13 protein-coding genes, 1 pseudogene, 1 riboswitch and 1 other annotated feature are annotated in these 21,761 nt (G+C 29.6%); of the genes and pseudogenes, 12 read left to right on the top strand and 2 right to left on the bottom strand.

The annotated features are described in order from the left end of the window. Positions 1-200 precede the first annotated feature (200 nt). The 3 genes from uvsE (at position 201) to tyrS (ending at position 4,107) form a co-directional block, all read left to right on the top strand. The gene (gene uvsE, locus PZA12_RS12505; protein WP_077843746.1) at positions 201-1,163 is read left to right on the top strand and encodes a UV DNA damage repair endonuclease UvsE; all 963 of its coding nucleotides are present in this window, start codon (positions 201-203) and stop codon (positions 1,161-1,163) included. Between the two features lie 227 nt (positions 1,164-1,390). Next, a complete protein-coding gene (locus tag PZA12_RS12510) occupies positions 1,391-2,416 on the top strand; it encodes a transglutaminase domain-containing protein (protein WP_077843745.1) in 1,026 nt (341 codons plus the stop codon). Between the two features lie 124 nt (positions 2,417-2,540). Continuing rightward, positions 2,541-2,804: a binding site (T-box leader), on the top strand. 91 nt (positions 2,805-2,895) lie between these two features. After that, positions 2,896-4,107, top strand: a complete 1,212-nt coding sequence (tyrS, locus tag PZA12_RS12515) for a tyrosine--tRNA ligase (RefSeq protein ID WP_077843744.1) — start codon at positions 2,896-2,898, stop codon at positions 4,105-4,107. A gap of 99 nt (positions 4,108-4,206) precedes the next feature. On the opposite strand, the gene PZA12_RS12520 is transcribed toward tyrS, so the two are convergent. Both PZA12_RS12520 and ppx read right to left on the bottom strand, forming a co-directional pair. Further along, positions 4,207-5,388, bottom strand: coding sequence for an AI-2E family transporter (locus PZA12_RS12520; protein ID WP_103698765.1), 1,182 nt, complete (start codon positions 5,386-5,388; stop codon positions 4,207-4,209). 101 nt (positions 5,389-5,489) lie between these two features. After that, positions 5,490-6,998, bottom strand: a complete 1,509-nt coding sequence (ppx, locus tag PZA12_RS12525; RefSeq protein WP_077853713.1) for an exopolyphosphatase — start codon at positions 6,996-6,998, stop codon at positions 5,490-5,492. 204 nt (positions 6,999-7,202) lie between these two features. Here ppx and PZA12_RS12530 point away from each other — a divergent pair. The 9 genes and pseudogenes from PZA12_RS12530 (at position 7,203) to PZA12_RS12570 (ending at position 21,463) form a co-directional block, all read left to right on the top strand. After that, positions 7,203-9,260: pseudogene (locus PZA12_RS12530) on the top strand (RNA degradosome polyphosphate kinase). Positions 9,261-9,492: 232 nt separating this feature from the next. Then, a complete protein-coding gene (locus tag PZA12_RS12535; RefSeq protein ID WP_078115616.1) occupies positions 9,493-10,062 on the top strand; it encodes a cell wall-binding protein in 570 nt (189 codons plus the stop codon). A gap of 511 nt (positions 10,063-10,573) precedes the next feature. Next, complete coding sequence (locus PZA12_RS12540; RefSeq protein WP_103698766.1) at positions 10,574-11,737, top strand: iron-containing alcohol dehydrogenase; 1,164 nt, start codon at positions 10,574-10,576, stop codon at positions 11,735-11,737. A gap of 148 nt (positions 11,738-11,885) precedes the next feature. After that, positions 11,886-12,743, top strand: a complete 858-nt coding sequence (locus tag PZA12_RS12545; protein WP_103698767.1) for a S66 family peptidase — start codon at positions 11,886-11,888, stop codon at positions 12,741-12,743. Positions 12,744-12,879: 136 nt separating this feature from the next. After that, a complete protein-coding gene (locus tag PZA12_RS12550; protein WP_078115613.1) occupies positions 12,880-14,349 on the top strand; it encodes an extracellular solute-binding protein in 1,470 nt (489 codons plus the stop codon). Between the two features lie 59 nt (positions 14,350-14,408). Beyond that, positions 14,409-17,378 (top strand): bifunctional diguanylate cyclase/phosphodiesterase, encoded by a 2,970-nt coding sequence (locus tag PZA12_RS12555; RefSeq protein ID WP_078115612.1) that lies wholly within the window; start codon positions 14,409-14,411, stop codon positions 17,376-17,378. 31 nt (positions 17,379-17,409) lie between these two features. Then, the gene (locus PZA12_RS12560) at positions 17,410-19,143 is read left to right on the top strand and encodes a DUF342 domain-containing protein (protein ID WP_078115611.1); all 1,734 of its coding nucleotides are present in this window, start codon (positions 17,410-17,412) and stop codon (positions 19,141-19,143) included. 147 nt (positions 19,144-19,290) lie between these two features. Further along, positions 19,291-19,392: riboswitch (purine riboswitch) on the top strand. 144 nt (positions 19,393-19,536) lie between these two features. Continuing rightward, a complete protein-coding gene (locus PZA12_RS12565) occupies positions 19,537-20,889 on the top strand; it encodes a nucleobase:cation symporter-2 family protein (protein WP_077843619.1) in 1,353 nt (450 codons plus the stop codon). 1 nt (position 20,890) lies between these two features. Then, on the top strand, positions 20,891-21,463 hold the full coding sequence (locus tag PZA12_RS12570; protein WP_012058641.1) for a xanthine phosphoribosyltransferase: 573 nt from the start codon (positions 20,891-20,893) through the stop codon (positions 21,461-21,463). The last annotated feature ends 298 nt before the right edge of the window (positions 21,464-21,761 follow it).

A 21,761-nucleotide genomic window follows, 5' to 3' on the forward strand; every position in this document is an offset into this window, starting at 1 on the left:
TAATTTAAAAGAAAATGTTTACAATAATAACGGATGAGATTATAATAAGTAATAGAGTGTTTAAAAGTTTAAAGCATTAAATATTAATGTAACTTTTAACATAACCTCTAATACTCATTAATCTCTTTACATATAATTGGACTCCACTTTGGAGTTCTTTTATTATGTTCAAGAAATATTAAGTACATAGGAGAAGAATTATGAGAATAAGGTTTGGCTATGTAGCAATTTCAATGAGGTTGGGTAAAAAGATTTCTAGTTCTAGCACAGTTACATTTACAAATTATAATAAAATTATTTCTGAAATGAATAAATTAGATAAACTAAAGAGTATAACACTATCTAACTTAAATGATCTAGAGAAAATACTTAAGTATAATGTGGAGAATCAAATACACTTTTATAGAATAACATCTGCTTTAATTCCTCTAGTTACCCATCCTGATGTTGGGTATTGGGGACATAGAGAGATTTTTAAAAAGGATTTTGAATTTATTGGTAGAATAATTAGGGAAAATAATATGAGAGTCGATACACATCCAGATCAATTTAATGTTTTAAATAGTGCAAGTAATGAGATTGTTAAAAACTCTATCAGCAATTTAATGCGCCAAGTAGAATGGTTTGAAGATCTTGGGTATTTACATGGAAAAATGGTTTTGCATGTGGGAGGAGCAACTGGTGGAAAAGAGTCAGGGATAAGCAGATTCATTGATAATTTTTCTCTAATCCCAGAAGAAATAGGATCTAAATTAATTCTTGAAAATGATGATAAAATATATACTGCAAAGGAAGTTTTAGATATATGCAGAACTTTAAATCTTCCGATGGTATTAGATGTTCATCATCACAATTGCAATAATAATGGTGAAAATATAGAGGACTTACTCGAGGAGATTTTTAATACATGGGATAATGAATTTTTTCCGCCTAAAATACATTTTTCAACGCCTAAAGACCACGATAAAGATAGAAAACATGCTGATTATATAAATGCAGAGGATCTTGTTGAATTCTTAGAAAAAGCTAAGGTTTTAGATAGGGATTTTGATATAATGCTAGAATGTAAGCAGAAAGATGAGGCACTGTATAAATTAGTAAAAGATATAAAAGTCATAAGACCACAATATAAATGGATTGATAACAGCACTTTTGAATTATAAAATAGTCTTAACTACCTAGAAATTTTAATATTTTAGGTAGTTATTTTTATGAATATATATTTGAATTTAGCATCATTAATAATATTCTGATATAATAGATATATATGTTTTTGGAGGTAAATAATAATCTGGGAAGGAGGAAAGTACTGAATTGTGCTGCTTTATAACATAATTTTAACAAAAATTTATTCCAATGGGATTCATATGAAGAAAGAAGGGATTTATTGATGAGAAACATTATTAGAAATCTATTACTTGGATTAATAATAATATCAGCAATAATGGGACAACCTGTTTTTGCAGCAGATAATGATTTAAACTCATATGTATATAACCATTTAGAAAACTGGGACACAGAGTTTCAAATTGATTATTATAAATCTGATGTATTAGAAGTAGTACAAAATATTGCAAAAGACGATGATTACTTAATGAGATCACTAGAGAAAATGGTCTATGAAAGAGTTGGAGATAAAGCAACATTAAAGGTTACTTATAGAACAACTAAAGATCAAGAGTTATATATTAATCAAGAGCTAACTAAAATAGTTAATTCTATAACTACCAATGGAATGAGCGATTTTGATAAGGTCAAGGCAATAAATGAATATTTAATAAATAGATTTGAATATGATGATAGTCTTGTATCTAATAATGCCTATTCTGCATTGACAACTGGAAAAACTACATGTCAAGGTTATGCCATGACTGCTTATAAAATGCTTAAATTAGCAGGTGTAGAGAATAAAATTATTATTGGAAATTTAGATGGCGTTCCTCATGGATGGAACTTAGTTAAATTAAATAATAAGTGGTATCATTTAGATGTCACAAATAATGATGCATTAGGAAATAATAAATATTTTCTAAGACAAGATAAGGTTCTAAAAAATGATGGATTTACATGGAAAGAAAGTGATTATCCAGAATGCTCTGAGGATTATAATTATGAGAATAATAAGGCAAGCAGTTATACTGGATTATTATCTGAGCTTAAGTCAAATAAAGATGGTAAGTGGAATTTAGTTAATTCTGCGTGGTATTTTTTAGAAAATACAGGACGTTATGCAACTGGATGGAATGTAATAGATAATAATTGGTATTACTTAGGCAATGATGGCATAATGAAAACCGGATGGATATACTCTAATGGAAAATGGTATTATTGCTATCCTGGAAGTGGGGCTATGGCTCTTAATTCTGTTATTGATGGAAAATATAGAGTTGATTCAAATGGAGCATGGATATCATAGCTGTAGCAAATAAACAATAAAGTTTATATTGACAAAAGCTTAAGTTTTTTGTACAATTTAAACAATTTAATATATCGCATAATAAAGAAAGTAATTTATTATATTTCTTTATTCTAGATTTTCAATAAAAGCAATGAAAAGAATAAGTAGAAATTAGTGATGCCATACAGAAAGTTACCGGTTGATGAGAGGTGCATGGAAGCTGGTTTTGAATACATCTTAGAGCTTCAAGCTGAAAAAAAATTTCTTTTGAGTAGGTGATGACGGAACCCTGCACCCGTTATAGTGCTAAAGTATAACCAAAATTTTGGCGTACTTGAAGAGGTTAATCGTGTGAGCGATTAATGAATTAAGGTGGTAACACGAGAGCTAGACTCTTGTCCTTTATATTTTAAAGGACAAGAGTTTTTTTGTTGTAAATATTGAATCTTGTAACGCTTACTTATATTAAAAATAAGAAATATTTAGGAGTTAAGAAGATGAAAAAGAATGCTGAAGAACAAATTAAAATTATAAGGAAAGGAGCTACAGACATAATTAGCATTGATGATTTGGAGAAAAAAATTATTAAATCGGCAAAAGAAGATAAACCTTTAATAATTAAGTTAGGGTTAGATCCAACTGCGCCAGACATCCATTTAGGTCATGCGGTTGTATTAAGAAAGATTAAGCAAATGCAAGATTTAGGGCATCGAGCAGTTATAATAATTGGGGATTTTACGGGTAAAATAGGGGATCCAACCGGAAAATCTAAAACTAGGAAGCCACTGACCAAAGAAGAAGTAGTAGAAAATGCATTAACGTATCAAAAGCAAATTTTCAAAATTTTAGATAGAGATAAAACAGAAATTAAATTTAATAGTGAATGGTTATCTAAACTATCATTTGAAGAAGTTTTAAAACTGGCTGCGACTACAACAGTTGCAAGAATGCTAGAAAGAGAAGATTTTAAAAAGAGATATAATTCTAACACGGCTATTGGAATCCATGAATTTTTTTATCCTCTAATGCAAGGTTATGATTCTATAGCATTAGAGGCTGATATAGAATTAGGAGGAACTGATCAGACATTTAATATTCTTATGGGGAGGACATTGCAAAAAAATGCTGGAATGGAGCAGCAAATAGCGATATTTATGCCTATATTAGAAGGTCTGGATGGGAAGGAAAAAATGAGTAAGAGCTTAGGAAATTATATAGGAATACAAGAACCAGCAGAAATAATGTTTAAGAAAGTAATGGAGGTTCCTGATAATCTAATTATAAAATATTACGAACTTGCTACGGATGAGCATCCAGATAAAATTAGAGAAATTAAGGAAGAGTTGGATAATGGCAAAAATCCAAGAGATGTAAAATTTGAACTTGCAAAAATTATAACAAAATTATATCACACAGAAGAAGAAAGTAAATTCGCACTTGAATATTTTGAAAATGTATTTAAAAATAAAAGTATGCCTGATGAAGTGCCTGAGATAAATATATCTCCTGAATGTAGCTTATTAGACGATGTTGGAAAAGTTCTTGTTAAAAGTAACTTAGTAAAATCGTATAACGAATTTAAAAGACTTGTAAGTCAGGGTGGAGTGTATATAAATATGCAAAAAGTAACTGATTTTAATAATACAACAATTAAAAATGGAGATATAATAAAGTTAGGTAAGAAGAAGTTTTATAAAATAGTAAAGTAGCTAAAAGTGTATTAAAAAGAATTAAGTGAAAGAATATATACTATATTAAAAGAGGCAGTCAATTGAACTGCCTCTTTTAATAAATTAATTCATAAAGAATTATGACTGCTTTTGCTTTTCTATGTAATTTTCGTACCAATTATTAAATAGAACTTTACATGAAGCAGCAACTGGTACTGCAAGGAGCATGCCTAATAACCCGCCTACATTTCCCCCGATTAGTATAGCCATCATTGTAAATACCGCATGCAAACCTACGCTATTTCCAACAATTTTAGGGGCTAGAAGATTATTATCAATTTGTTGTACAACTAGCATAGCAACTATGGAGTAAAGTATTTTTATAGGAGTACCACTTAAAAGTCCCATAATGGCAGCAAGAATAGTACCAATAATTGGGCCTACATATGGAATCATATTGCTTATTCCTGCGATTATACCAATTACAAAAGCGTAATCTATTCCAACAATTGAAAGTGCTATCGCTGATAATACCCCAACGAAAAAAGCTTCCAGCAATTGACCGCGCAGGTACTTAGCAAAGACTTCATGAACAACTCTAAAAACGTAAATAATTTTATTGCCTAAAATACTTTTACCAAATACTAAATAATAAAGCTTATTCCATAGTCCTATAAAATATTCAGAATCCTTTAGAAGGTATATACTGATTACAAGTGCAATAAAAAATGTTGCAACACCACTTCCAATTGACATTATATATGAGGTCATATTTCCTAAGTTGCTTTCAACATATCTTTGTAAATATATAATTCCGCTAATAATATAAGGTTTTATATTATCTATAAAAGAATTATCCAGCTTATCTAAAGTTCCTTTTATTGATTCGGTTGAAAAGGAATTGCTCTTTAAGTATAGGGAAATATGTTGAGTAATATTTATAATAGTAGTATTATTTGATATCTGACCGCCTATCATAAAATAGATTCCTAAGATTAATCCTGAAAATATACCAATAATTAAGATATATGTAATCATAATTGCTATAATTCTTCGAGTAGATGCCTTCTCTAATTTATATAATTTGTTCTGCTTTAGAAAAGTTTCAAGGCCTCTAGTTATAGGATATAAAAGATATGCTATTATGATACCGAAAAGCAGTGGCTTAATTAAATTAGTTAAATATCCTAGAAAGTCAAATGCAGATCTAAATAATAATCCCATATTTAAAATAATTAAAAATGCTATATATAGTATAACGGCTGTAATAACTATATATATGGAATACTTGAATAATTTTTTATCAAATTCAATTTTCATATAACGGTATTATCTCCTTATTTTACTTTATCTTAATTTACTATTATATGAATTATATCATATTTTAAAGCAAATATATCACATAAATATTTAAGCAAAACTTATAATGGGATAATGGATAACTTTTTATTGAAACATTTCTTAAAGCTTTCATCCATTTCTACAGGTAAACTATCTTGCATGTATTTAACACTACTCTTAGGAAGTGTTAATTTAAAAGTATCTTTCTGATTAATAATTGTGACTTCGGATAAGCTATTATAAAAATACTTATCAATTTTATGAGCAAGACATAATATTATTGAAATTTTTTTGCATATTAGAATTTCCTCTTTTTTAAGGATATTTTTATATTCATCTGATAATTTGTAATCAAATTTACCGCTTAGTGCTATGGCGTAACCAAGCATTAATATTTGTTTATGTGTAAGTCCTGAAATTAAGGAGTTAATTATGATATATAAGCTATGTTTATAAGCATGTTTTATAGAAATACTTACCCCTAAATCATGCAATTTAGCTGCTGCACCAAGAAGTTTATATTCTAATTCTAAAAATTCATAATTTGGTTTTTCAAGGTATTTAAAAAATACAAGAGATAAATCACGTATTTTCTCAGCATGTGAAATATTTAAGTCATTATTTGTTAAGATATTGTTTAATGAGTAATCTAAAATATCAATATTATCAAGATCTTTATTCAATAGTTTTTCGTATAAAACACCTTCACGGATTCCATATTGACTAATTTTTAAAGCAGGACAATTGCAATAGTTCATAAGCATTACAAGTGCCGAGAAAGGTGCGGTAAATATGTCAGATCTTTCTCTAGGTAATCCCTTTAATTTTGCCTTTTGGTTCATATTAAGATTGAGAACATATTCATGAATTATTTTAACTTCATCAAAGAGCATAGTATAATTATGGAGCAGGTCAAGTGGATATTTAATAAATTTCTTATGAATTTTACCAATCGAACGAGCTGTTCCACCAATTCCAATTAAAGGCAAATTTTGAGCGAGCTTTAGCCAAGGTAACTTATCAAATTCATTGAATATAAATTTCTTAAATGCTGAAATAGTATTTTTATCTGCTGGCACATCAAAAGGAAATAGCTTAGTTAGTGGTATGGATCCAAGAGGTAAGCTTACCCCATTAAGTATTTTTTTATCTTTCATTAAAGTGATTTCCATGCTTGAACCACCAATATCAATAAGTAAGGCATCTTTTATATCCATGGTAGCTTTGATTGTTATATATCCATAAGCTGATTCTTCAATTCCACTAAGAACTCTAATGTCTAAGTTAGTCTTCTCCTTTACCAAAGATAAAATATGATCTCTATTTTTTGCACGTCTGATTGCCTCAGTAGCGACTACAATTATTTCGACTACATCATTTTTCTCGCATAAAATCTTGAAGAATTCTAAAGTAATTAATAATTTGCCTATTCCTTCATTTGACAAATTGTCATTTTCATCAATAAACTGACCAAGTCTTGTCATTCTTTTTTCTTCATCAATTATTTTAAATGAATTATTCTCATATATCTCATATACTAGAACTCTCATTGAATTGGAACCTATATCAATAACTGCGATATTTTTCATTGTGCACTCCTCCTCTATATAAATAATGTGATAAAAAGTTAACTTGCATATAATAACATTTTAACTTAAAGTTAACAAAAATATTAGATTATATTAGTATACATTTTAATATATTACATTATTCAATGTGTATTTAAAATACTATATTTACAAATAATTAAATTAAGTTGAAAATGATTAGTTTATAGGATGAGGAGAATAATTATGGATGAAAATTATACATATGATAATTACGAAAATTTTTTTAATCGTGAACTTAGCTGGCTGGAATTTAACCAACGAGTTTTAGATGAAGCTAAGGATAATACAAACCCCTTATTGGAACGATTAAAATTTTTATCCATATCGAGTTCCAATCTCGACGAATTTTTTATGGTTAGAATTGGATCATTATATAGTCAAATTCAAGCAGGATTTGAGGAAAGAGAAGTTTCTGGATTAACACCAAGTGAACAAATTAGCAAAATACTTTATAGAGTTAGGGAGATGGTTAAGGACCAATATCATACATATGAGCATTTATATGACCACTTAGGTTCTAAAAATATAAGAATTTTCACGTATGATATGTTAAATGAAGAATAATTAGAATTTATAAATGACTATTATAAAAATATATTATATCCAGTTTTAACACCTATGGTAATTGATTCAGGCAGACCATTTCCTTTGTTGTTAAATAAAACACTAAATATAGGGGTTATATTAAAAGAAAGCAAGAGTGAACAAGAACTATTTGCTACAATTCAAGTACCATCAGTTTTAGGAAGACTAGTTCCTATACCAGGGAGTGTAGGTGAAAACTTTGTATTATTGGAAGATGTCATAAAAAAACATATAAAGGAATTGTTTGGATTTAAAGTATTAACAACAGCGTGCTATAGAATAACTAAAAATGCAGATTTGAGTTTAAATGAAGAAGGCGCAGAAGATTTGCTTGAAACAATAGAAGAATCTCTTAAACAGAGAAGGTGGGGGCTTGCCGTAAGATTAGAAATCGAAGAGACAAATGATAGTAGGATTATAAATAAATTAGAACAAGAATTTGAAATTTCGGAGGATCAAATATTCTCTATAAAAGGGCCAATAGATTTAACATTTATAAATAAATTATATAGTATTAAGGGATATAGTGAACTTAAGTTTGAACAAATAAAGAGTCTGCAAGTCAAGGAATTACAAGAAGACGATATATTTCAAGAAATAAGCAAGAAGGATATTTTTCTACACCACCCATATGAAAGTTTTTCATTAGTAGTAAAATTAGTAGAAACTGCTGCTCAGGACGAAAAAGTACTAGCTATAAAGCAAACCCTATACAGAGTAAGTGGAAATTCGCCTATAATAGCTGCACTTTCAAAAGCGGCGGAAAATGGAAAGCAGGTAACAGTATTAGTTGAACTTAAAGCTAGGTTTGACGAAGAAAATAACATTCATTGGGCAAGGCAGCTTGAAAAAGCAGGATGTCATGTTATATATGGAGTGATTGGGTTAAAAACTCATAGTAAAATATTATTGATTGTTCGAAAAGAAAAAAAGGGTATTAAAAGATATGTTCATTTAGGAACTGGAAATTATAATGATGTAACGGCTAAATTCTATACAGATATTGGGATAATAACATCAAAGTCTGAATATGGCGAAGATGCATCAGTTATATTTAATATGCTTTCAGGATATTTTAAACCTGAAAATATGAGCAAAATAACTATTGCACCGTACGGATTACGAAAAAAGTTGGAGCATCTAGTTGAAAGAGAAACTGAGCATGCTAAAAATGGAAAGAAAGCAAAAATAATTGCAAAAATGAATTCGTTAGTTGATAGAAAACTTATGATAGCTTTATATAAGGCATCACAAGCTGGAGTTAAAGTAGAACTTATAGTTAGAGGAATTTGCTCATTAAGACCTGGAGTTAAAGGCTTAAGTGAAAATATAACAGTGAGAAGCATTGTAGGAAGATATTTGGAACACAGCAGAATATATTACTTTTATAATAATGGAAAAGAAGACATATATATATCAAGCGCTGATTGGATGTATAGGAATTTAGACAAAAGAGTTGAAACAATGACAGTAATAGAAGATCATCTTATAAAAAAGGAACTTAAAGAAATGCTCGAATTATATATAAAAGATAATGTTAAAAGTAGGATATTGCTAGAAGACGGTTCTTATACAAAAATTAAAAGTGAAGGTAAAATAGTTAATGCACAGAAGGATATGATAGAGATTTGTAAAAAGTTTAATCAGAAAAGTTAGATAAGTATATGATTTAAAGAAATATGTCATATGTTGAGCAGAAGTGATATAGGCAAATAAAATTCGGTAGAATTTAATTATTAGGATTCTTGAAAATGGAAATTAGCTTAAGTAGTGTTAAATAGAGATAAAAAAGGCTAAAGTGTTAATAGCTATAATCGATAATTAATTATAAGAATATAATTGAGACATAAATATTAAATTACATTAAATATTCTAGGAGATGAGCAAAATGAAGAATAACAAATTAAGAATTTTATCTTTAGCCTTATTAGCATTCCTGGCTCAAGGATCTTGTACTTATGCAGCAAGTTCAGATAAGAGTGATTATACTAAAGATGAATTAAACAATTTAACTCCGGGATGGGATGCAAAAGACATAGACAAAAGTAACTATAAAGTTGATTCCTATAAAAACTCATTTTCAAGTACGCAGACACCAGATACAAAGGATGATGATACTAGCGATACAAAAAGCAAAGATAATACTTCGAGTACAACAACTGCTGTAGACACAAGTGTAGGAAATGCTATCGTAAGCAGTTCACCGAGCACAGGAAACAGAGGAGATTTTTGGGGAAAGACTTCAGATGGAAAATGGATATTGATTGAACAAGGTGTTCCGGTAAGTGGTTGGAAAATGGTAAGAGGACAATGGTATTACATGGATTCTAATGGAGTAATGCAGACTGGATGGATAAACGATGGGAACAACTGGTATTATTTAAATTCAGATGGATCTATGGCATATAATACGTATGTAGGCGGCTATTATCTTGATTGGAACGGTGTTATGCAATAGTCTATTGAAAAATAGATTGTTATAAGTAATTTTTAGGCAAAACTTATGTTTGATTTAATCAATCAAGCTATGAGTTTTGTCTTTTTTATTTTGAATAGAAAGGGATTGATCTTCATATTTAACAAGCAAGGTATAATAATTTATCTTAAATGGAAAAATGAAAGATGATAAAATTATTATTTATAAGATGATAAAAGATAATGATATTTAAAATTTTAAACATAATAAGTATCGTTAAGTTCAATAGTAAATTGTTTAATGATGAATTTACCCTTTCAAACAAGAAATTAACTTTTCATTTTAGAAAACATAATAAATATATGCTTGACATAAAGTTAACTCTAAGGTGTAAAATTTATAGGAAAGGTTCATATTCATGGATTTATTACCTTATATTCTTATATTATGAAATTAAAAAAATAATATAGATTGAGGAGTTAGAAACAAGATTCATGGATTACTGTTTTTAATAATTATAGATTAAATTATATATTATAAGGAGAGAGTGTTTATGGAAAATTTTAATTATTCAATACCTACTAAAGTTTATTTTGGAAAAGGTCAAATTAAAAATCTTGCTGCCATAATTAAAGAATATGGTAATAAAATACTTATAGCATATGGTGGAGGAAGTATTAAGAAAATTGGGTTATACGATGAAATGATTAAAATATTAAATGATAATTCAATATCATATGTTGAGCTTTCAGGAATAGAGCCAAATCCAAGAATTGAAACAGTAAGAAAAGGAATTAAAATTTGTAAGGAAAATAATGTTGAAGTAGTTCTTGCTGTAGGAGGCGGAAGTACAATAGATTGTGCGAAAGTTATTGCAGCAGGAGTAAAATATGAAGGAGATCCTTGGGATTTAGTAACTACTCCACAAAAAATTAATGAAGTATTGCCTATAGTAACAATATTAACACTATCAGCGACTGGTTCTGAGATGGATCCACATGCTGTGATTTCTGATATGACAACTAATCAAAAATTAGGTACAGGTCATGAAAATATGAAACCAAAAGCTTCAATTTTAGATCCTGAGTACACTTATTCAGTTCCTAAAAATCAAACTGCGGCTGGAACTGCTGATATTATGAGTCATATATTTGAAACTTATTTTAACCATACAAAGGGTGTGGATATCCAAGATAGTACAGCCGAAGGATTGCTCAGAGCTTGTATAAAATATGGTAAGATTGCAATAGAGAATCCAAAGGATTACGATGCAAGAGCAAACTTGATGTGGGCTTCAAGCTGGGCTATTAATGGCTTGATTTCATATGGAACAAATTCACCTTGGGTGGTACATCCAATGGAACATGAATTAAGTGCTTTTTATGATATAACACATGGGGTTGGTTTGGCTATATTAACACCTCATTGGATGAAATATTCTTTAGACGATACTACTGTCTTTAAGTTTGCTCAATATGGAATAAATGTTTGGGGAATAGATAAAAACTTAGATAAGTTTGAAATAGCAAATAAAGCAATAGAAAAGACATCTGAATTCTTTAAGGAATTGGGTATACCAAGCACTTTAAGAGAAGTTGGTATTGAAGAAGATAAGTTAGAACTAATGGCAAAAAAGGCTATGAATCCATATTTTAAGTACGCTTTTAAGCCATTAGATGAAAATGATATATTAAATATTTTTAAAGCAGCACTTTAGCAGATACCAGAGTGTACGCTTGTATAAGAAAAGTCTAAATATACTAGAAAAATAGCGTACAAATTTTATTAAAATTATATACTAAAATATTGACGGCAGTACATTTACTGCCGTTAATACTATATAAATTTAGAGGGAGATAATATTTATGAAGTTATTTAGTAAGGGTGATAAAGTAGGAATTGTTGCTTGTTCAAATGGCTTAGATAAAAGTAATGAATTAAAGATGAACGAGTTAAGAGAAACATTAGAAGAATTAGGACTTATACCTGTATTTAGCGATAATTTATATAAAAATTATTCTGTATTTAATGGAAGTAATAAAGAAAAAGCTGAAATATTAATGAATTTTTTTATAGATAATGATATTAAGGGGATTTTTGATGTATCTGGTGGTGACTTGGCTAATGGTATTTTAGATTATTTAAATTTTGAAACGATAAAAAATAATGTTAAACCATTTTTTGGATATAGTGATTTGTCCGTAGTTATTAATGCCATATATTCTCAAACGAATATGCAGACTTATTTATATCAAATAAGGAATTTAATTGATGCTAGAAGAGAAGTTCAAGTGGAAGAATTTAAAAATACATTTATGGATAATGGAAGTAAACTTTTAACATTTAATTATGAATGGGTGCAAGGAAGTTCTATGGAAGGAATTGTGGTAGGCGGAAATCTCAGATGTTTATTAAAACTGGCAGGTACAAAATATATGCCGAGTTTTAAAGATAAAATTATTTTCTTAGAAAGTTTAGGTGGTGACGTTCCAAAAATGTTCACGTATTTGACACAATATAAACAACTGGGAGTATTTGAGCAAGTTAAAGGAATAATTCTTGGTGAATTTAGTGAAATGGAAAGAGAAAAACAATTTCCAAATATTTTGGAAATTACTAAAGAAATAGTAGGGAATTCTAATATTCCAATTGTAAAAACTAGTGAAATTGGTCATAACAAAAGTTCAAAATGCATAATAATTGGAGGGAAAATAAAATTATAGTTTATATGAAAAACCATGTGTGAGTATAAGTGATTCTTTTATATACATGGTTTTTTCTATTATTTTATGGAATTTATATGAATTTTAACCTATAATTATATAGTACATAATGAATATATTATAATGGGAGGAGAAAATGTTAAAAAACTTTAGGAGATTATCTATAACAATAGTTATGTTATTAATAAATTCTATTGCTTTTACCGGATGTAAAATTGATACAAGAGACAATTATGGTCTGGATAAGGACAATCCTGTTGCAGTAGAAGTATGGCATTATTATAATGGAATACAAAAAATAGAGTTTGATAAAATGGTAGAGGAATTTAATAAAAGCGTAGGTAAAGACAAAGGAATAATTGTTGAAGCATTTAATCAAGGAAGCGTAAGTGAACTTACGGATAAGGTTATTGATATCACAAAGAAAAAAGTTGGAGCAGAAAAAATGCCAGATGCTTTTATGGCATATCCGGATACAGCTTATGAGATAGAGAAGTTAGGACTTTTATCAGACTTTGGCAAATATATGTCAGAGAATGAAATAAATAAATATATAGACAGTTACATGAATGAAGGAAAATTGGATAGTGAAGACAAGCTAACTATATTTCCATTAGCTAAATCTACAGAAATTTTAATGGTAAACAAAACAGATTGGGAAACGTTTTCTGAGGAGACAAATGCAGATATAAGTGAGTTTAATACTTGGGAAGGAATAGCAAATTTAGCTAAAAAATACTATGATTGGACTGATAGAAAAACAGAAGCTAAAGATGACGGGAAAACTTTTTTCGGCAGAGATGCTATGGCAAATTACATGATAATTGGAAGTAAAGAATTAGGTGAGGAGATATTTAAGGTTACTAATGGCAAGCTAGAGGTTAATATTAATGAAAAGGTTATGAGAAAGCTATGGGATAATTTTTATGTGCCATATATAAATGGATATTACGGAGCATATGGCAGATTTCGTTCTGATGATGCAAAGGTAGGAAATATAATCGCATTAGTAGGATCTACGTCTGGAGCAGGATACTTTCCAGATTCAGTTATAACAAATGACGATCAAAACTATAAAATTGAATCGATGATTTTACCGCTTCCTAAGTTTAAAGATTCAAAAGTTGCGTATATGCCACAACAAGGTGCAGGTATGGTCATGATTAAATCTGACTCTAGACATGAATATGCAGTTACAGAATTTTTAAAGTGGTTTACAGATTCTGATAGAAATGCTAAGTTTTCAATAGCAGCTGGATATTTACCTGTTAAGAAAGAAGCAAATCATAGTGAATTTATTGAGGGGAAAATTAATAATAACGATGTTTTGGATGCCCCAAAAAATTCACAAGAAGCTGTTTTACAAGCTATAGATCAGGAAAGAACATATAAGTTTTATACAAGTAAAGCTTTTAATGGCGCAGATGAAGCAAGAGATATTTTAGAAAAATCTATGCTGGAAAAAGCAAAAATAGATAGAGAAAAGGTAAAAGCTTTATTGAAAAAGGGAATTTCTAGAGGACAAGCTATAAAGAGTTTTAATACAGATGATAATTTTAATAATTGGCTTGAAGATTTAAGGAAAAGCATTAATGCAGTTACTTAATTTTATTTGTAATCAATAAAATTAAAATGGTTCAAAGTCACTGCGAGCGGGGTGAAATAATGTTCTTAATAAAAAATAAGAACTCTATAATTAGAAAGTTACTTATTCCAATGGTAATTGTTGTATTAGCACAGGTAGTGCTTTTTGTAAGTGTGGTTTTATTAAGTGGAATTGTTGGGATTCTTAAAAATAATTCATTTAATTTGTTAAACCAGAAAATTCAATCAAGAGGTAGTTACGTTCAAAACGAGATGATTCAACATTGGAGTAATGTTAGTGAATCTGAAAGCTTGATTAATGCTAATATTTTGCACAAGCTTCATAGTAAGGGTATTACGGTAAAGGATTTGGACAACAACACACAATTCACTAAGGAGTTGTTAGAAGATGTTTCGAGTAATTTGATATTTATGCTTAGAAAGAATTATGTAACAGGAGCATTTTTAATACTTGATAATGATTCTGAAGAAAAAGTAGGATTATATTTTAGAGATTTAGACCCTAATTCAAATCCAAGTGATAATTCAGATTTATTGATGGAAAGAGGTCCTGCTTCTATTGCACAAAATTTGGGGATTCCTTTAGATACATGGTGGAATAATAGGTTTATATTTAGTCAAAATAAGAATTCATCTCCAGAAGACTTTTTCTCAAAGCCTATTAATGCAGCTGCAGATAATAAAGGATTATCTTATAAGGATTTAGGATATTGGAGTAAACCATTTTCATTAAATGATAAAGATATACAGATTGTTACTTATTCTGTTCCATTGTTAGACGAAAATGGCAAACCATATGGAGTTCTTGGAATTGCTATTTCATTGAATTACCTAAATTCATTACTTTCATATGATGAAATAGATTCTAATGGTAAAGGTGTTTATCTAGTAGGCGTTGACGATAACAAGAATATGAACTTTGAAAAGATTACAACGACAGGACCATTAGCAGGAAAAATACTTGGAGAAGAAAAAAACATTCAGTTTAATAAAAAAGAAATATATGATTCAATATATAAGATAAAAGAACCAGATTCAAAAAATATAGCCTATGCATCAACAAAATATATTAATTTATACAATACAAATACACCATTTGAAAAAGATACTTGGGCAATTATTGGAATAATAGAAAAGGATAATCTTCTATATTATTCAGAGAGATTTGAAAGGCTTCTAGTGGTATCATTAATTATTTCGACTCTGGGTGGAATAATAGTAATTGTTATTGTAGGTCAAAGGGTTACGAAGCCAATAAGAAATTTAGCTCAGGATGTTAGAGAAAGTAATCCTAGTAAACCAATAGAACTTGGGAAAATAAGTATCTCAGAAATCGATGAGTTGTCATCAGCAATAATGACTTTAAGTTCTAACGTAGCAGACTCCGCTTCGAAAATGTCTCAAATTATAAAATTATTTAATATGCCAATAGGGGCTTTTGAATATAAAATAGGACATGAAGTGGTGCTATGTACCGACACATTTTTCGATGTAATAGGAATTGAAAAATCAAAGCGATTTGATTCATATGTAGATAAAAGATATTTCAGTAAAATTATAAAGAAGATAACAGAGGAGAAAGAAAGTTTTCAAGAAGAAACTTATAGGATTAAAGGAGCGAATAAAGAAACTAAGTGGATTAAATTAAAAATTTTAGAGGAAGAGTCTAGAACATTAGGAGTAGTAAGTGATATTACACAAGAAATTTTAGAAAAGCAAAAAATAGAGTATGAGAGAGACTATGATATACTTACTAATATGTTAAATAGAAGAGCATTTCACAATACAGTAAAAGAAATATTAGAAAGCGATGATCTTAAAGTTGGAGCATTTATAATGTGGGATTTAGATAACTTAAAATATGTAAATGATACTTATGGACATGATTATGGAGATGAATACATAAGAAAAGCATCCGAAATATTAAAGGAATTTGAGAAATATGGAGGAATTGTTGGAAGAAGATCAGGAGATGAATTCTATACATTTTTATACGGATATGAAGATAAGTACGAAATTAGGAAAATTGTAAAAAGTATTCACTCTGGTATAGAGAATTCAGTACTTAAGCTACCTAATAACAGAGAGCTGAAAATAAGAATATCAACAGGTATAGCATGGTATCCGTATGATGCTGTAACTTTTAATGATTTAGCTAAGTATTCAGATTTCGCAATGTATAAAATTAAGAAAACAGTAAAAGGAAATATAAGTGAGTTTAACAAAGAAGAATATACTGAGGATTCTTTCCTGTTTAGCAGTCAAGAAGATTTAAATAAATTACTTGATGAAAAACTTATTAAGTATGCATTTCAGCCAATAATAGATGCAAGAACAGGAAAAGTATTTGCGTATGAAGCTCTTATGCGGTCACAGTTAGAGTCCCTTAGAAATCCTCTTCATATAATAAAGCTTGCAACAGCCGATTCACGATTATACGAAATAGAAAAAATTACATTTTTTAAAGCTCTTGAGAGTTTTGTAAGGAATAAAGAGGAATTCAAGGATGCTAAACTTTTTATAAATTCTTTGCCGAACTATGTCTTATCATATGAAGATACAAAGCGGTTTGAAGAATTGTATGGAGAACATCTTGATAGATTAGTAATAGAACTACTTGAAAATGAACGCTCTAATGGAGATAACATTTCTATAAAAAGAAAAGTAATTGAAAAGTGGAACGCCAAACTTGCTATTGATGATTTTGGTTCAGGATATAATAATGAAGCAGTATTGTTAGCAATTACACCGGATTATGTTAAAATAGATATGGAAATTGTAAGAGGAATTGATAAAGATTTAAATAGGCAGCAGATTTCAAAAAACCTCATATCTTATGCTAAACAAAGAAAAATTAAAGTTGTAGCTGAAGGGGTTGAAACAAGAGAAGAATTAACGAAACTTATAGAGTTTGGAGTTGACTATCTCCAAGGATATTATTTTAGCAAACCAGAATTTACTCCACCTGAGATAAGTAAAGACTTAGTTATGGATATTCTGGAAATCAATAAAGAATTTAACACAAAATAAAACCAAGTCATATTTTGGGGGATAGATACGAATGGAAAAAGAAGTAGGCGCTAAAGTTGTTAACGGGAAAATAATAATAGCTGATGGGATAAATGGGGAAATTATAACTATAAAAGCTAAAGAAAATGTAAATTTATTTATTAATGATGTAGAATGTGAAAGGTTTAAACCATATGAAGTAAGTTCGAAAGATAAGATTACTTATAATTGTGAGGCAACTCCTGCAAAGAGAGAAGTAAATATAACTATATCTGAAGATAAAATGAAAGCTTATATGACAGTAGAGTATACACCTAAGACTGAATATAAAATAAAAGACAGAGAATTTTACATAAATTTAGCTGTATCTACTGAAGTTCTGTCGGCAGAAGAACCTGAATACTTTACTGTTCAAGAGTTATATAAAAAACTAAAAGAAAAAGGAATAGTTTTTGGAATCAAAGAAGAATCTTTAGAGTTGATCTTAAAAGGGTGTTCTAGTGAAGTTTTAGTCGCAGAAGGATTGGAGCCAGTTAAGGATACACCAAGCGAGGTGAAGTTGTTTTTTACACCAACTCAAATGGTTTTTCCGGAACCAGATTCTAATGAGAAAGTAGACTTTAAAAATTTATTTAGAATTTCCAATGTTAATGCTGGAGATAAAATCGCAGAAATAATCCCTGAGGTTCTAGGAAAAAATGGAATGAATATTTTTGGTAAAGTTATAGAGCGCGAATATATTCGAAGCTTACCAATTGATGCATCAAAAGGATGTAAGATTGAGAATAATGATATTATAGCGCTTATTGATGGAAAAGCACATATTGCTAATAGAAGCGTTAGCGTAAATCCTATTTACACCGTAGAATCAGTAAATATGGAAACTTGCAATATTAAATTTTATGGAGATGTAGAGGTTTATGATAGTGTACAGGATAATATGTTTGTTAGTGCTGGAGGATCATTAGATGTAAGCCAAAATGTTAATATGGCGAATGTTGTGACAGGTGGAGAAATAACAATCTTAGGGAACACAATTAATTCAAAGATATTATCAGGACAAGTAGATATAAGAAAAAAAGAATACTCGGATGTGCTTACTGAATTTAAAAATATTTTAGTTAGTATGATAGAGTATATTAACGGATTGAATCTACAAAATTTTGAAAGAAAAGACTTTGTAAAGACATTGACTGAAAAGAATTTTGGGAGTTTTCAAAAAGTAGCATTAAATATAATTTCTTTAAATATAAAAAATAAAACAAAACGCAGTAAACTTGTAGATTTTATAAAAGGAAAGATATTAGGACTTAATATATTGGAAATAAAATCAATCTTTGATCTAAAAACATTACTTAATATATTAGACAATGAAATAGATTATTATGATAAGAATATAATAGTCCCGCTAGATATTAGGATAGGTTATTGCCAAGAGTGCGAGATAAAATCTACAGGAAATATTATCATAGGCGGTAAAGGTGAATATACTTCAAAGTTAACTGCAATGAAGGATATAATTTTTACAAGATCTGATTCGGTGGCCAGAGGCGGTGTCTTATCTGCCGGGCAAAATATAAGTTTAGGAGTAGTAGGAAGCAGAGCATATATACCTACAACGCTAATGGTACCACAGTATGGAAGAATAACTGCTGCTAAAGCATATGCAAACACAGTATTTTGCTTTGGTAGGACAAAGGTTACATTGGATGAAGATTTGAAAAATATTAATGTATATTTTAATAGTGAGAAAAGGGCAATTGAATTTGGTAAAACGGCACTGTAAAACTAATGACTCTAAAAATGTAAAAAGATACAGAGCATGGTAAGTTAAAAAAATGCTTGTTTTAAAAGAATTTTTGGAGAAAATTAAAGAATTATAAAAATAATAAGTAAGTATTTGTCTAAAAAATATATATGTGATATAATAAGTCAACAGTTCATACAAAAGACTCGTATATTTCCGATATTATGGTTGGAAAGTCTCTACCTGCTATCCGTAAATTAGCAGACTACGAGGTAGTGTTTTAGTGCTAAGTATTATTATATTCGCATATAAATACAACACCTCAACTTTAAGATGGGGTGTTGTATTTTTTTGAAAACTTTTCTGAATATATGTATAAAGAATTTGCGTGTCTATGTATGATTAAATTTTACATAGGGAGATTGAAAGAAAATGGAATTAAGTAACAAAGAGATTTTAATCGAAGATTTGGACTGTAAAAATGAAGAAATTAGCGAACTTCTATATGGAGTTGAAGACAAGCCTAATTTATCTACACAAATTTTGCTAGGATTTCAGCATATATTTGCTGCGTTTGGAGGAATTATAGTAGTTCCATTAGTTATTTCAAGTGCATTGGGATTTGATATAGTTACGTCAACAGCACTTATGAGTGCAACTATATTGTCAGCCGGGATAGCAACTTTTATTCAATCTAGGGGTATTGGTCCTGTTGGTGCAAGAGTTGCATGTATAATGGGGACAGATTTTACATTTGTAGCTCCATCAATTGCAATTGGTAGTATTTACGGACTTCCAGGCATATTAGGTGGAACAATACTTGGGTCATTAGTTGGAATAGGTTTAAGCTTTGTAATACGACCTATGATGAAATTATTTCCACCGCTTGTTACAGGAACAGTGATAACATTGATAGGACTAACTCTATTACCTGTATCTATGGATTGGGCTGCTGGTGGTAGTGGTTCGCCTAATTATGGAAACTTAACTAATATTTCAATTGCTATGATTGTAATGATTATAACTTTATTGTTAAACAGATATGGAAAGGGATTAGTAAGTAGCGCCTCAATATTAATTGGAATGGCAATTGGATACATTGTTTGTATTCCTCTTGGAATGGTTGATTTTTCATCAGTAAGTTCAGCAAGTTTTGTATCATTTCCAAAGATATTTGAGCATGGAGTTAACTTTGATCCTAAATTAGTACTTCCATTCATTCCTGCTTATTTTGTTACAACAATTGGAACAGTAGGATGTTTAAAAGCTATCGGAGAAGTTTCAAAGGTTGAAATGGGCGATAAGAGAATTGGAGCAGGAGTATTATCTGATGGACTTGGAAGCATGCTTGCAGGTATTCTTGGAACTTTCCCTAATACATGTTTTAGCCAAAATGTAGGTTTAATTCCGTTAACAAAAGTGGCAAGTAAATATGTCGCTATGATGGCTGGGATAATATTAGTAATATTAGGGTTTTTACCAAAGTTTGCAGCACTAATAAATATAATGCCTCAACCAGTTTTGGGTGGAGTAGGTATTGTAATGTTTGGTACAGTTGCGGCATCTGGAATTAAGACCTTGAGCAGAGTTGAATTGAATAATCGTAATTTATTAATAATAGCAACAGCAATTGGACTTGGTGTTGGGATTACATTCCGTCCTGATTTTATAAGTCAATTACCAGAAGGTCTTAAAATGATTTTCTCATCAGGTATTTCGACTGGAACCATTGCAGCGCTAATATTAAATTTATTATTAAAACAAGAAAAGAGTGGAGTAGAATAGAATGGAAAGCTTACATAAAAGAATTTTAGAAGAAGGACAAGCATTATCAGAAAATGTACTGAAAGTTGATTCGTTTTTAAATCATCAAGTGGATCCGGAATTAATGTACGAAATGGGTACATACTTTAAAAATTACTTTGAGAATCATAAAATAACAAAGGTGTTTACAATTGAAAGTTCTGGTATAGCACCTGCTGTGATGACTGCAATGCAAATGAATTTGCCTATGGTTACTCTAAAAAAGCAAAACTCAAAAATACTGAATGGTGATGTTTATCAAACAACTGTACATTCATTTACTAAAAGCTTAGATTATGAGTTGACATTATCTAAAAAATATATAAATGATGAAGATAATATATTAGTTATAGATGATTTTTTAGCAAATGGCGAAGCGGCACTTGGAGCTGCACGTTTGATAGAGGAAGCTGGAGCAAAAGTTGCTGGAATAGGAATAGTAATAGAAAAGTCATTCCAAAAAGGTGCTCAAATGCTTAAGGATAAAGGATATGATGTATACTCTTTGGCAAGAATAGCGAAACTATCAAAAGGCATAATAGAATTTGTTAAATAAAGTATAGATAACCCAACTATAATCTATACTTATGCGTATATCTCACCGAAATGAATAATATACTTTTATTCCAGTTTCTAGGTAATTATGATGGGTGATTCTAAGGCTATAAAGTTGTACTCAAAGTGCTAGCCTCAAAGAACAAGCGCTCACAGAGAAAGTTCGAAGAACGAAATATAAAATTTCGATTCTCACTTTTTGAACTAGCACATTTGGAACAACTTATAGCCAAAGAATCACATCCATCAAAATTACCAATGAAACATTCCACAAAAGTATATTACTCATTTCTAGTTGG

Origin of the sequence: Clostridium beijerinckii (assembly GCF_036699995.1) — a bacterium.
GTDB classification, from domain to species: domain Bacteria; phylum Bacillota; class Clostridia; order Clostridiales; family Clostridiaceae; genus Clostridium; species Clostridium helianthi.